Source organism: Micromonospora sp. NPDC050397, from assembly GCF_044901685.1.
Classification (GTDB): Bacteria; Actinomycetota; Actinomycetes; order Mycobacteriales; family Micromonosporaceae; genus Micromonospora_G.
The window spans coordinates 210778-222983 of record NZ_JBJDPS010000009.1 but is presented as its reverse complement, the minus strand read 5'-3'; the positions used below and the strand labels follow the sequence as shown (position 1 = coordinate 222983).

The window sequence follows — 12206 nt, the reverse complement described above, 5'->3', positions numbered from 1 at the left end:
GGGTGGCAAGACCTGGGGTGGGATCGGTTTGACACTCGCTCCCTGGCGCAAGGGTACATCGCTGATTCATCGGCAATCAATCCTCGACTGCTAAATCATGGACAGTGAGCGCATCCAATACAAAGGACGTTCATCTCCTGCTTTCCTCCGCTCCTCGCTTGCGAGGAAATTTCGGTTCGTTACCCCTCGACGTCGCACTTTGCGCTGGTCACGCTGGTTCGATGGTCGAGCCGGGTCTGGTCAGATAGCGAAGGGACTGGCCGAGTTGCGAAGCGCGCGGGCGGTGGAGTGGACAACGGTCGCGGGGCCGGAGCAGATTCGAGAGACGCATCGTCGAGGTCTGGCTCCGTACTGATGCGGGCCGGGGCGGTTCAGCAGCGAGCCGCCCCGGCTATATACCGGCTGCGGGCCGGTGGACACAATTCTTACCGTGATTCGTCCGCCCGGTCCAACGGTCGCCGCCCAGTCAGATTTCTAACTGAGCGCACAGTCGCCTAGCCGACTGACTTCCGCCTCAGTTCGTAGCCACTGTGAACGGACCACTCCGGGTCAAACAGTCTGCCCGCCGGTAACCCCACCGGAGGGAGGACGCCATGTCCCCACCCAGACTTCGCGGACTGGCCGGAGTTTTGTTGCTCGTCGCGACAGTAGCGTTCACCCCGGTCGCGGCGATGGCCGCACTGCCGCCGTCCTTCGTCGACCAGGTGGCCTTCGCGGGGCTGACGCAGCCGACGAAGGTGGTCTTTGCCCCGGACGGGCGCGTCTTCGTGGCCGAGAAACGCGGCCTGATAAAAATCTTCGACACGATGACGGACACCACCCCCACCATCTTCGCCGACCTGCGGACCAACGTGTACGACTACGAGGATCTCGGACTGGTGGGAATGACCCTGGCGCCCACGTTTCCGACCAACCCGTGGGTCTACGTCAGCTACACCTATGATGCCCCGATCGGCGGCACCGCGCCGAGGTATCGCGACGCCTGCCCGGCCCCCGACACCTGCGTCACCAGTGGACGCGTCTCCCGGCTGAGAGCATCCGGCAACGCGATGATCGGTACCGAGCAGGTGCTGGTCAACGACTGGTGCCAGCAGAGCGACACCCACTCGATGGGAGACGTCGTCTTCGGACCCGACGGCGCCCTGTACGTCGGCGGGGGCGACGGCGCCAGCGGCAACCAGGTCGACTACGGCCAACTCGGCTCACCGGTCAACCCCTGCGGGGACCCACCCTCCCCGGTGGGCGGCCCGATGACCCCGCCCAGCGCCATGGGCGGTGCGCTCCGGGCGCAGAGCCAACGCTCGGGCGGGGCGGTGAGGCTCTCCGGGACGCTGATCAGGATCAACCCGAACACCGGTCGCGCCGTACCGGACAACCCGCAGGCGGGCAGCCCGGACCTGAACGCACGTCGCGTCGTCGCGTACGGGCTGCGCAATCCGTTCCGGCTCGTCTTCCGTCCCCGGACCGGCGAGGTCTGGGTGGCCGACGTCGGATTCCGAGCCTGGGAGGAGATCGACCGGGTGGTGCGACCGACCGCGCCGGTCCGCAACTACGGCTGGCCCTGCTACGAGGGCGACGGCCGGCAGTCGAACTACGATGCCACGAACCTCACCCTCTGCGAGAGCCTCTACCGCGCCGGCGCCAGCGCCGTCGTCGCCCCCACGTACGCCTACCAGCACGGCCGCCCGATCGTCAGCGGCGACGGTTGCCCGACGGCCAGGGGCGTGATCAGTGGGCTGGCCTTCTACCCGGCGGCGGCGGGCAACTACCCGGCCCGCTACAAGGGGGCCTCTTCTTCGCCGACCTGCTCCGTCAGTGCGTCTGGGCGATCAAACCAGGATCGAACGGGGTACCCAATCCGCGCTACATCCAGCCGCTGGGCAGCACGGTGGGTCTCCCGGTCGACCTGGCGATCGGCCCCGACTGCAACCTCTACTACGTCAGCCTGAACACCGGCACCGTACGCCGCTACGTCTACAAGGGCGGCGGCTCGGACCGGTGCCCGGTCGGCTAGCGGCCACCGCGACGACCTCCGCGCTCGGCGCCGCGACGCCGGGCCGGCGGGTGGTCGACGCCACCGGAGTACGACGCGGCGCCCTCGTACCTGGCCGTCGCGCACGCACGGTGGCTGGGACCGTCCGCGGACGCCGGCCATTCCAGACATCCAGCAACGACAACTCACCCAGGAGGATTCCCTTGACCAGATACAGCATCCTGCCCTCCGGCGCCCGTACGAGCATCGTGGCGACCTGGACCGGCCGGTGCTCCGACCGCAGCACCGAGGTGACCACCGTCGCCGCGGAGGGGCAGGCCCTTCACCTGGCCCGTACGCTCACCCGACTCTCCGAGGGTGCCTGGCACGCCGCGGCCTGGTTGGACACCCACGCTGCGGTCGAGATCGGCATCGCCGAGCTGATCGACCAGTTGCGCGGCGCGACGGAGGAGGTCGACAAAATCAAGCTGGTCTGCGACGGTTCCCGCCACGTCGACCAGTGGAGCTTCATCGACATCGAATCGACCCTGGCGGAGGCGCTCCCCGTCGCCATGAGCGGGCTGACCCGGGCACAGCGGCTGACGATCGCGGACGAGCTCTCCGCCGACGCCGCCGGCCGCGCCGCCGCCCTCGACGAGTTGCCCTGCGGCTACAACCCGAGCCAGGCATCGTCACGGGCATGGCAGATCTGCGAGGTGACCCGATCGCTGCGGCATGGCCAGATCGGGGCGCTCCCCGAAGGCGCGGCCGCGTGGCTGGTCTACATCTGGGGGCCCGACCTCTCCCCGACGGAGCGCTGGGCCGCGCGCGACCAGCTCGTACGGATCGAGCAGCTGACAGCCGCCTGCGACGCCCACGGTGGCCGGGGCGGATTCGACGGGAACGCGATGCTGGCCCGACTGCTCATGCCACCGGTGCAGGGTCAGGAGGAGCCGGAAGCCTTCCAGGTGTCCGTACGCGGTGACTACAAGGACTCCTGGTCGCCCAGCCCGTTCCAGCCGATGACCGTCAGACGCCGTCTCTCGGTCGTCAGCCTCGGGTACGAGGAAATCGGTGAGCTCACCCCCGACGACGACGAGGGATTCGCTCGCCTGCTCGGGGAATGGACCCGCCTCGTTCCCTACCGACGTTGACCGCTGCTCCGCCGGATCTCGTGAGCCCCTTTTGTTGTTCCCGTAGGACTGTGCGACCCCCGTCGGGTCGTACGGGTATGTCTTGGAGGAGACAATGTCGCGTAGCACAACCTTCGCGATAACCGTGCTGGTCACCGCCCTGGCTGTTGCCATTCTCCCGAGTCCCGCACGCGCCGGCGCCCAGGGGGCGACCGTGGTGGGTGACGTCAACGGAGACGGCATCAACGACCTGTCCAGACTCGTCGCGCTCCCGCCCGCCCACTGCGGCGCACGGGTCCAGTTGGGTCGGGGCGGCGGCGCCTACGCACCAGCGACCACGTACAGCTACCTGAGGGTCGGCAGCCCGCCCAACTGTCCCGACATCGGCGCCGCGGCGAACCTCGACGGCGACCCAGCCGACGAGATCGCCGCCGCCTGGTTCGCCGGGCCGCCGCCCGGGATCACCTACACGCTGCTCGTACTCGACGGATTCCGACTGGCCCGCAAACTGCAGGGTCAGGACCAACCGTCCTTCATGGAGGTGGGAGATTTCAACGGCGACGGCCGTGACGACATCTACCAGTACACCGACCAGGGGGACGGTCTACAGATCTACCACGGGGTCGGCGGCAACAACCTGGTCCGGGGTCCCTCGTTCTGCACCCTCGGACCCACCGGCTACCAGGTTCGCGACATGCACCGCGATCGCACCACCGACCTGCTGATCACCTACGGGGACGACTGCACGGGCGCGAGCGGGGTGACGGCGATGCACGGCACCGGCCGGACCCAGGTGCTCCAGCGGGACGGCGACGGGATCATGACCTGGACGAGCGTGTTGCTCTACGCCAACGGCGACGGCCTGATCGACGTCCGCACCGTGGCCAGGGACGGCCGGGTGACGATCTTCTACAACAGCGGTGACGGCACCTTCAGTTCCGCCTTCCGCGCGGTGGACGACCAGGCCGAGGTACGCGGCACCACCCCGGTTGTCATCCGGGTACGGGACAACGACCACGCCACCCCCGCCGCGACCGTCACCGTCACCTCGTCACCCCGGTACGGCACCGCCGTGGTGCTGCCCGATCGAACTGTTCGTTACACACCGGCTGCCGCCCATGGACCAAGCGACAGCTTCACCTACCGGTTGACCGAGGGCGGGCGGACCAGCACCGCCACCGTCCGTATCCAATATCGCACCTGACCGTTCCCTCGCGCGGGGGCGTGCCCGGCCACGTCCCCGCGCGAGGGCTCACGACCACGCCAGTGGTCCCCGTGACCGGACGCCACGGGGACCATCGAATTGGCGCTCAGGAATGAACCGCCAAATGGAATCCGCGGTCGGCGGCGACGCCGGCCGAACTGAAGGTCTGCACGAAGACCCCGTTGTTCACACCATTGCGACCGACCACGGCGATCTCACCACTCGGTGACCCACCCACACTGCCGGCGAGTCCGAGTGTGCCGACGTAGGCGGAGCCTCTGAGGTCGTGATTGAAAACGACCTGGTATTGCCCCACTGCGAGCCGGGTCGACGAGACCGCGCCATATCCCCGGGCGAGCGTGCCATTGGAGTTGACCACCGCGAAAAACGTCTGCGCGGTGGGCGGCATGCCGGCGGTGGTGGCGGGTACGAGTTCCACGCCGGCTTCGGCCGACTCGGCGGCGCCGGGGGACGGCTGGTTGGTTGCTTCGAGTCCGTTGATCGTGGATTCGGACATTCTTGGTTCTCCTCGGATCGGCAGGTCGCGGCGACCTGCGGGGGATGGTGTAAATGGCGCGGCATGGTTCCGAATGTCGATGTCGGTCGGCATTCGATCCAATTCCCATCTACCCCTCAAGGCTAAATGTCGCGGCCAATCAACGGCCACTCTTTCGAATGCGCAATCAAGGACAGAATTGCGCCTGTGAAAATTGTTCGTAACGTGTTCGGCGCGCCGTTCGTGTTTTGTTCCGCCGAGGTACCGGATACCTGGAGCAGGCCCGATGGTTTCCGCCGTACCGCACCGGGTAGTCCCCGTCCGCACCCGCAGACCAGGGGGAACGGTGACCTACCCGGCGGAGCCGTGGGACCTGCGCGGCCAGATGTACGTCTCGGTCTGGTCCGTCCCGCACGCCGAGCTTCCACCGCTGCCCGAGGAGCTGACGCGGGTGGCACGCCGGGTGACCATCGGCGGACGCGGACTCGTCGGCACCGCCTGGGCCGAGTACCAACCCCCGGGCGTGCTGCGCTACCGCGAACTGCTCGCCGCGACGCTGATTCGGATCGGGGCCAGGCCGGCGGTCACCGTGACCGGCATCTGGGTCGACAGTGAGGTCTCCCGTGCCGGCGGGCGCGAACTCTGGGGCATCCCGAAGGAGTTGGCCGACCTGGAGATGACGGCGTCAGCCGGACCGCCCGGGGGGCGCTCGATCACCACGACGGCGCGGGCAGCATCCCGGGCGATCGCCCGGTGCCTCATCCGCCCCGGTCGTCGGCTGCCGGGGCGGTGGCCGTTGCGGCTCCTGGCAGCGCAGCCCGTCGATGCCGAGGTCCGGTTCACCCCGGCACGGTGTCGAGCGGTACTGACAGGGGCCACCGCGAGGTGGACGGTCGAGCCGCGAGGACCGTTGGCGTACCTCGCCCACCGCCGCCCGATGTTCACGGTCGCACTACGCGACTTCCGGCTGACCTTCGGCGAGGCCGGCGGACGGTCGGACGCGGCGTCGGGGTAGGGGCGCCCTCGAGGAAATGTCACCCGGTGCCGGATCTTGCCGTCAGTCTGGATCGACGGGCAGGTAGCCGATGGTGTAGCCCAGTGCGGAGCGGACCCACGTGGCGGGATCGTGAGTCAGGGGTAGTAGGTGGACGACGGCGTTCGGATTGACGAACCAGCGCAAGTGCGATACGGCCGCTTGCCGGGTCAGGTCGTCCGGGTCGTGCAAGGCGGACAGGACCAACTGCTCGAAGAGGGCGACCACGGCCGCCTCGTCTGGCTCACCGATGTCCTGCCCCATGCGATGGCTGCTGCGGCGAGGGCCCGAGTCGAGCGGGGAATCGAGGAGATCAGAGACGTTCTGCAGCTCAACGAGCGCGAACGGTAGGCCGCGTTCCGTCTGTGGCAGCGGGTCGCCGCCACCACCGAACGCGCGACGTCCACTCATCGGGTCCGAACGGACACCGCCCGCCAGCCCGTACGCCGCCACGCTCGCCCCCGTGCGGGAGCCCGCCCCCCATCCCCTGCGGCAGATCCGACTGCGCCAGGTCGCCGAGTAGTGCTTGGACATGACGCCGCCCCGGCCGCTGGCCGGGTCGGCCGGCTACGGGACGCCGGGCACGTCCGTGGTCGCGTTCCACCGGACGGTTGGCGTTCCACCGGGCGAGTCCTTCGTCCGGGACGGGACCACCGTTGACTTGTCGCAAGTCTTGTCCCAGCATAGTAAGACAAGACTTGCGACAAGCTGGGAGGCTGCCATGTCGACGAAGGTGCGTCCGACGGATCTCGAGATAGCCCGTCTGTGGTTGGCCGCGCGCGGCCTGGCCGACGTCACGCCGACACCGATGCTGGCGGCGCGCCTGGCGGTCCGGCGACGTGCGCGGCTGGCCGCTGCCATCCTGCCGGCCGCGTTCCTCATCGCAAGTGCCCTCGTCTACGTCTCCGGCTTGCCGATCCGTCCCGAGGACGAGGGGTTCGGGACGCAGCGGCGCTGGGCGCTGGTGGTGCTGACGGCGCTGGTGGCCGGGTTGGTGCTGGGCCTGTGGTTGTTGGACCGGGGGGTGCGGCGGGTCGATCAGCGGGTCGGCGCGGAGTTGCCGCGACGGGCGACCCACTCCGTCCGGCCCGGTTGGCGGACCGTGCTCGGTGTGCCGCGGGCGGCGTTGCTGGTGATCACGTACGCGGGCGCCGCGGTGCTGGCGATCGCGGCCCTGGCCATGCGGGACGGCGCCGCGAGGTACGCGGCGGTCATCCTGCTCATCGGGCTCTGCGGGGTCGCGGTCGGTACGGCCGTCCGACTGCGTCATGTGCTCAACCACTCGGTGGTGGCCGACGACGAGGGCTCGCTGGAGGCCGACTTCCTCATGCGCGTGGAGGACGCCCGCGAGGTGGCCGTACCGACCGTGGTGTGGTCACTGCCGGTCGTGTCGGTGTTCGACACCGGGCTCGATCCGTTGAACACGGGCTGGCTCGTCTTCATTGTGCTGAGCGTCATCGCGCTCGCCCTGATCACGACCGGGGACGCGCGGAGCGCCCTGGCGGCCCAGCGCGGTCCCAGCGCCCGGTGAACCGCATGATCGTCATCGACTCGGCCTCGCCCGTCCCACCGTTCGAGCAGCTCCGCGCCCAGCTCGCCGCGCAGATCCATGAACGTACGCTGGCCGTGGGCACCCGGCTGCCGACCATCCGCCGCCTGGCCGCGGACCTCGGCTTGGCGGTCAACACGGTCGGCCGGGCCTACCGGGAGCTGGAGGTGGCGGGGCTGATCGAGACCCGCGGTCCGGCCGGCTCGTTCGTGTCCGCGGCCGGCGAGCAGGGACGCGAACGAGCCCGGCGCGCCGCCGCCGAATACGCCGCCGTCATCGCCGGCCTCGGTATCGACACCACCGAGGCCGTCCGCATCGTCCAAGCGGCGCTGACCCAGGGCGTCCCAGAGGCCGGCTGAGTTCGTCCGGACGCACGACGTGGCTCCTTCCGCCACCCCCGGTCGCGGCTGCGGAGCGCAGGTCGGCGCGCGCCAGACGTCGCGTCCGTCGACGCGTACGGTCGGTGCTTACCCGTACGCCGCCGTCGGTCAGCGTCGGGCGACCTCCGACTCCAGTCGCTGGAGCAGCGTCTTGCGGGCCTTGCCGTCACGCTCGCGCCGCAGCGCCGACTCGAGCTGACGGGTGTCCAGGTGAGGTACGAGCTTCGTCGCCTCGGCGACCGGCAACTCCGAGAGCCGATCGACCGACGTGGCGTTCGTACGCGCGCGCTTGGCCGGTCCGGTGTTGGCCACGTACTGCCGACCGGACTTCGACTCCTTGCGCTTCTTGGCGTCGGTGGCGCGTCGTTCCTCGGGGGAGAGCTTCTCCCATGCCTTCTTCGGCAGGTAACGACCAGTTTCACCGTTTTTACGGGCTCGGGTCCCGCCTTCCTTGGTCTGCCAGTTCTCCTCGCCCCAACGCTGGAGGGACTTCTGGCGCTCGTCCCTCGGGCCCTGGAAGCCCCCGCCGCGTCGCTTGTACTCCTGGGTGAGCAGTTGGGACTTGCGTGCCGACCACTGCCCCGGCTTTCCGCCCTTGTCGGAAGCCTGGATCTCTTCCTTTATCTGTTCCCGGAGCTCGGGCTTGGTGTATCGCGCCATGCGCGGCGGTTACCCCCGGGGGCGTCGGCTATGCCTCAACGGGCGTCCCGTCCGGGGCGGGAGCGTCGTCGGCGACGGTTGCCGGCCGCCGTCACCATGGCACGTGTGGATCGTCATCGGGTTGGTGACCGGCGTGGTCACGTTCGTCCTCGTCTTCGTGGTGCTTCCCCCCGACAAGGGTTGGGTCTTCATGGGTCCGCTGTGGATCCTCGCCGGGGGATTCTGTCTCGTGTTCCGGATCGGGGTTGATACCGGTACGTTCTCCGGTCCGGGCATCTCCTCGCCGCCGCTGCCCGTGGCGGTGCTCCATATCCTCGTCAGCCTCGCGATGATCCTCAACGGGCTCCGGCTCATCCGGAACGGTCTGCGCGAGTGAGGTGAGCGGGGTCTTGCCCTCGTCGAGTCGTGAGCAGGCAGAATGAGCGGATGACGAGTTCCGGGGTCGTTCGGGTCTACCACGCCGACCAGGGGTGGGGTGTCATCGACGGCGCCGATGTGCCCGGCGGTTGCTGGGTGCACTTCTCGGCGATCGCCGTCGACGGGTACCGGTCCCTCGCCCCGGGGCAGCGCGTCTCGTTCCGGTCCGAGGCGGCCGTCCAGGACGGGTTCGCGTACCGGGCCGTGAAGGTCTGGACGGGCGACACCGAACCGGTTGACGAGCCCCGGGAGGACGGCGGGGCAGGCGCCTACCGCAGCACCCTGACCCTCACCTTCGACGGGCCGTCGACGACCGGTGGGTGCTGACCGGGTAGACGCGCCGCCCCGTTCCGCGAGTGTCAGGGCCGGTTACTCCACTGGCCGGCGAAGGATGACGAAGCGACCGAAGTCGGTGGGAGCTATTCGTACGAGTGCGAATCCGGCCGACTCCGCCTCGGCGGCCAGTTGTTCGGCGGTACGGCCGAACGGCACTCCCCAGCCCTGGTAGACGAGCCGGCGCAGCGCGTACGCGGGCCGGTCGCTCTCCTGCGGTTCCGGTTCCATCTCCTGAACGAACAGCAGGCCGCCGGGCTCGAGTGCGCGCAGGATCATGTCGAGCGTCGCCGTCCGGGCCGACTCGGGAAAGAAGGGCTGCGCCCAGAACGCGCCGGCGAAGGTGTCCTTCTCGTCGACGTCGCGCGCGTCCACGCACCTGACCTCGACCCGGTCGGTCAGGTCGAGCGCCTCGGTTCGCCGCGTCGCCTCGGCGGCGACCAGCGGTACCAGTTCGACCGCGACCGCCCGTAGCTGTGGGACCATCGTGGCCATGGTCAGGGTCGCCCCGGCGATCCCACAGCCGACGTCCAGCCACCGCCCGGCGCGGACGGCGCCGGCCAGTTCGGGCAGGCCCCCGGTGAAGAGGTTTTCGTAGAGCGTCCGGCTGACCGGGGTGACCCGCCCGCCCACGGCGCGGGCGACGACCAGCGCGTCGTCGTCGGTCAACGGCAGCGCACCGGGGGACTGGGCCGCCGCGCGGATCTTCCCGGCCATCAGCGTCGCACCGGCCAACAGGTCGCTCAGACCGATCATCGCGTCGTCCGCGGCAAGGGCCTCGAACGGCGCGCTCAGCCGTACGGTCCGATCCTGTCGCTCGACCACGCCGTGTGCCTCCAGCGCGTCCACCAGATCCCGCAGTCGGGCCGGCGGTAGTCCGGAGAAGTCGGTCAGTGCGTCGAGGTCACGCGGCTCGGCGAGGAAACGCGTCCACCCCTGTTCGTCGATCGCGGCCAACAGCGCCAGGAACTGCGCACCGGCGATCCAGTTCTTGAGGCTCTGCCTGGCCTTGCCGGCTAGCGCGAGTCGCTCCAGGGGCTGTACGTCGTCGGTCACACCGCTCACCTTTCGTCCGGTTCGGCACCCAAGGGTGCGCACCCTGAGTAGATGCCTCGGCAGGGTCGGTAGTTCGGTGCGGAGTCGAGATATGTGCTCTCTCACACGGCGAGCAGGTGCGCGGGTGAGCGGACAGATGGTTGTACGCGTCGGCCGCGTGGCGGCTTCTGCGCGTCAGTCGCGCGCGGCGGCATCCGCCAGAGTGCGTACCTCCCGCACCACCGTCGGCCAGACGGCTCGCGGCAGGTCGTGCCCGGTGCCGGGCAGTTCCACGTACCGGGCGCCGGGCACCGATCTGGCGATACGCCGACCTGCGGACGGGCGTACGAGGGGGTCCTGCGTGCCGTGCAGCACGAGGGTGGGCACGCGTAGGTCCCGCAGCCGGGGACCGTGCCAGGGGGCGCCGGTCTGCCGTGCCTGGGCGCGGGTGTCCCGGATTCCGCTGGCCAGCCCGGCGTCGAGTTCGCGCTCCACCCGGGCACGGGCCTCCCGCTCGTCGAAGTCGTACCCGGGGGCGGCGACCGCCCGGGCCAGGGCCAGGCCGGCGGCCACGTCGCCCTCCCGGCCGGCGGGAAAACGCCAGCGTGCCAGGCGGGCGAGGAAGGGCAGGCGTACGTACCGCAGGACGGCGGCGCCACGGAGGTCACTGGGCACGGCGGCGCAGGAGGTCAGTGTGCGTACCCGCGTCGGGTGACGCAGCGCGGTGCGCTGGGCCACCAGGCCACCCTGGGAGACGCCGAAGAGGTGGGCGCGCTGCCAACCGAGGGCGTCGAGCACGGCGGCGGTGTCGTCGGCCATGTCCTCGGCGGTGTAGGCGACGGTCCGTCCTCGCACCAGCGTCGCGAGCGGGTTGTCGGCGGGTACGTGGTCGAAGTGCGTGGAGCCGCCCGCGTCGCGGCCGTCGAAGGCCGCCACCTGGAGACCGGCGTCGACCAGGGCGTCGACCAGGCCGTCCGGCCACCAGTATCGGGAAACACCGAGCCCCATGACCAGCAGTAGTGGTTCACCTCCGGTGCCTCCGAGTTCGTCGACCGCGAGCTTCACGTCGCCGTTGCGCGCGCTGCGTGGCGTCCTGGTCATGTTGGTCCCACCTCTCTGCGGCATCCACCTTCGGGAACAGTGTTCGCAAATGACGATAGCAGCATTGGTACGGTGGGCCCAGACGACAGAGGGGGATCATGGGGGCGGGAGAACAGGCGGTTCCGGTGTGGCTCCGGGAGCGTCGAGCGGGCGTGGGCCGGCCCGCGGAGCGTTCCCGGGCCGAGGTGACCACCACGGCGATCGCACTGGCCGACCAGGAGGGCCTGGGCGCGGTCACCATGCGCGGCGTCGCCGCCCGGTTGGGCACCGGGGCGGCGTCGCTCTACCGCTACGTCGCCAGCCGGGACGACCTGCTCGATCTCATGGCCGACGAGGCCGCAGCCGGCTACGACCTGCCGGCCCCCCGGGGCCCGTGGCTGCCCGGCCTGCTGGAGGTCGGCCGGCAGGGACGGATGCTCATGCTCCGCCACCCCTGGCTGCCCGAACTGGTCCTCACCCGGCCCGCGCTCGGTCCGCACGGCGTCGACCTGCTCGAACACGTCCTGGCGCTGCTCGCGGCACACTCCGCGGACGCGGCGCGCAAGGTGGAGACGTTCGCCGTCATGAACACCATCACCGCCGCGTTCGTCCTGAACGAGCTGGGCGCCACCACCGGCGCCCGCCAGCGGCAGGGCGCCTACCTCGCCCACGTGGTCGCCACGGGCGGACATCCCCACCTGGCGGCAGCGCTGGCGGGAGCCGTACCGATGCCGGCGGCGCCGGGGGAGCGGTTCGAGGAGACCCTGTCCCGCATCCTCGTCGGCCTGTTGGGGTCCACCTGATCGGTGACTTGTCGGGGCGAGAGGAGACCGTACGCCCCGATCGGCGCTGTTGGGCAGGGCCCGGGTATGCCCAGCCCTACCGTGATCCGGTGGCCACGCGTAGTGTGTGCC

The 12206-nt window shown here is 69.9% G+C and carries 14 protein-coding genes; 9 read left to right on the top strand and 5 right to left on the bottom strand.

The annotated features are described in order from the left end of the window. Positions 1-593 precede the first annotated feature (593 nt). The 3 genes from ACI2K4_RS26085 (at position 594) to ACI2K4_RS26075 (ending at position 4309) form a co-directional block, all read left to right on the top strand. Positions 594-1949, top strand: a complete 1356-nt coding sequence (locus tag ACI2K4_RS26085; protein WP_404514988.1) for a PQQ-dependent sugar dehydrogenase — start codon at positions 594-596, stop codon at positions 1947-1949. Between the two features lie 247 nt (positions 1950-2196). Then, positions 2197-3126 (top strand): hypothetical protein, encoded by a 930-nt coding sequence (locus tag ACI2K4_RS26080; protein ID WP_404514986.1) that lies wholly within the window; start codon positions 2197-2199, stop codon positions 3124-3126. 94 nt (positions 3127-3220) lie between these two features. Further along, positions 3221-4309, top strand: a complete 1089-nt coding sequence (locus ACI2K4_RS26075) for an Ig-like domain-containing protein (protein WP_404514982.1) — start codon at positions 3221-3223, stop codon at positions 4307-4309. Between the two features lie 106 nt (positions 4310-4415). On the opposite strand, the gene ACI2K4_RS26070 is transcribed toward ACI2K4_RS26075, so the two are convergent. Next, complete coding sequence (locus ACI2K4_RS26070) at positions 4416-4919, bottom strand: hypothetical protein (protein ID WP_404514980.1); 504 nt, start codon at positions 4917-4919, stop codon at positions 4416-4418. Between the two features lie 232 nt (positions 4920-5151). Here ACI2K4_RS26070 and ACI2K4_RS26065 point away from each other — a divergent pair, with 232 nt between their 5' ends. Next, positions 5152-5820 (top strand): acetoacetate decarboxylase family protein, encoded by a 669-nt coding sequence (locus ACI2K4_RS26065; protein WP_404514978.1) that lies wholly within the window; start codon positions 5152-5154, stop codon positions 5818-5820. 42 nt (positions 5821-5862) lie between these two features. On the opposite strand, the gene ACI2K4_RS26060 is transcribed toward ACI2K4_RS26065, so the two are convergent. Next, a complete protein-coding gene (locus ACI2K4_RS26060; protein ID WP_404514976.1) occupies positions 5863-6291 on the bottom strand; it encodes a HEAT repeat domain-containing protein in 429 nt (142 codons plus the stop codon). Positions 6292-6559: 268 nt separating this feature from the next. On the opposite strand from ACI2K4_RS26060, the gene ACI2K4_RS26055 reads away from it, so the two are divergent. Next, positions 6560-7369, top strand: a complete 810-nt coding sequence (locus tag ACI2K4_RS26055; RefSeq protein ID WP_404514974.1) for a hypothetical protein — start codon at positions 6560-6562, stop codon at positions 7367-7369. A gap of 5 nt (positions 7370-7374) precedes the next feature. After that, the gene (locus ACI2K4_RS26050; RefSeq protein ID WP_404514972.1) at positions 7375-7746 is read left to right on the top strand and encodes a GntR family transcriptional regulator; all 372 of its coding nucleotides are present in this window, start codon (positions 7375-7377) and stop codon (positions 7744-7746) included. Positions 7747-7875: 129 nt separating this feature from the next. On the opposite strand, the gene ACI2K4_RS26045 is transcribed toward ACI2K4_RS26050, so the two are convergent. Continuing rightward, a complete protein-coding gene (locus ACI2K4_RS26045; RefSeq protein ID WP_404514970.1) occupies positions 7876-8427 on the bottom strand; it encodes a DUF5872 domain-containing protein in 552 nt (183 codons plus the stop codon). Positions 8428-8530: 103 nt separating this feature from the next. Here ACI2K4_RS26045 and ACI2K4_RS26040 point away from each other — a divergent pair, with 103 nt between their 5' ends. Together ACI2K4_RS26040 and ACI2K4_RS26035 are read left to right on the top strand one after the other, a co-directional pair. Further along, the gene (locus ACI2K4_RS26040; protein WP_404514968.1) at positions 8531-8803 is read left to right on the top strand and encodes a hypothetical protein; all 273 of its coding nucleotides are present in this window, start codon (positions 8531-8533) and stop codon (positions 8801-8803) included. A 50-nt stretch (positions 8804-8853) separates the two neighbouring features. After that, on the top strand, positions 8854-9171 hold the full coding sequence (locus tag ACI2K4_RS26035; protein WP_404514966.1) for a cold shock domain-containing protein: 318 nt from the start codon (positions 8854-8856) through the stop codon (positions 9169-9171). Between the two features lie 42 nt (positions 9172-9213). On the opposite strand, the gene ACI2K4_RS26030 is transcribed toward ACI2K4_RS26035, so the two are convergent. Next, positions 9214-10233, bottom strand: a complete 1020-nt coding sequence (locus tag ACI2K4_RS26030) for an SAM-dependent methyltransferase (RefSeq protein WP_404514964.1) — start codon at positions 10231-10233, stop codon at positions 9214-9216. Positions 10234-10407: 174 nt separating this feature from the next. Beyond that, positions 10408-11313, bottom strand: a complete 906-nt coding sequence (locus ACI2K4_RS26025; protein ID WP_404514962.1) for an alpha/beta fold hydrolase — start codon at positions 11311-11313, stop codon at positions 10408-10410. A 152-nt stretch (positions 11314-11465) separates the two neighbouring features. Between ACI2K4_RS26025 and ACI2K4_RS26020 the strand changes: the two genes are divergently transcribed. Beyond that, positions 11466-12095 carry a TetR/AcrR family transcriptional regulator gene (locus ACI2K4_RS26020; protein WP_404514960.1) on the top strand — a complete coding sequence of 210 codons (630 nt, stop codon included), beginning with the start codon at positions 11466-11468 and terminating at the stop codon, positions 12093-12095. Positions 12096-12206: the final 111 nt, after the last annotated feature.

Excerpts from the sequence above, each read along its gene's own strand:
- ACI2K4_RS26075 (WP_404514982.1), top strand. The coding sequence starts at position 3,221 with ATGTCGCGTAGCACAACCTTCGCGATAACCGTGCTGGTCACCGCCCTG.
- ACI2K4_RS26050 (WP_404514972.1), top strand. The coding sequence starts at position 7,375 with ATGATCGTCATCGACTCGGCCTCGCCCGTCCCACCGTTCGAGCAGCTC.
- ACI2K4_RS26055 (WP_404514974.1), top strand. The coding sequence starts at position 6,560 with ATGTCGACGAAGGTGCGTCCGACGGATCTCGAGATAGCCCGTCTGTGG.
- ACI2K4_RS26070 (WP_404514980.1), bottom strand. The coding sequence starts at position 4,919 with ATGCCGACCGACATCGACATTCGGAACCATGCCGCGCCATTTACACCA.
- ACI2K4_RS26045 (WP_404514970.1), bottom strand. The coding sequence starts at position 8,427 with ATGGCGCGATACACCAAGCCCGAGCTCCGGGAACAGATAAAGGAAGAG.
- ACI2K4_RS26085 (WP_404514988.1), top strand. The coding sequence starts at position 594 with ATGTCCCCACCCAGACTTCGCGGACTGGCCGGAGTTTTGTTGCTCGTC.
- ACI2K4_RS26035 (WP_404514966.1), top strand. The coding sequence starts at position 8,854 with ATGACGAGTTCCGGGGTCGTTCGGGTCTACCACGCCGACCAGGGGTGG.
- ACI2K4_RS26025 (WP_404514962.1), bottom strand. The coding sequence starts at position 11,313 with ATGACCAGGACGCCACGCAGCGCGCGCAACGGCGACGTGAAGCTCGCG.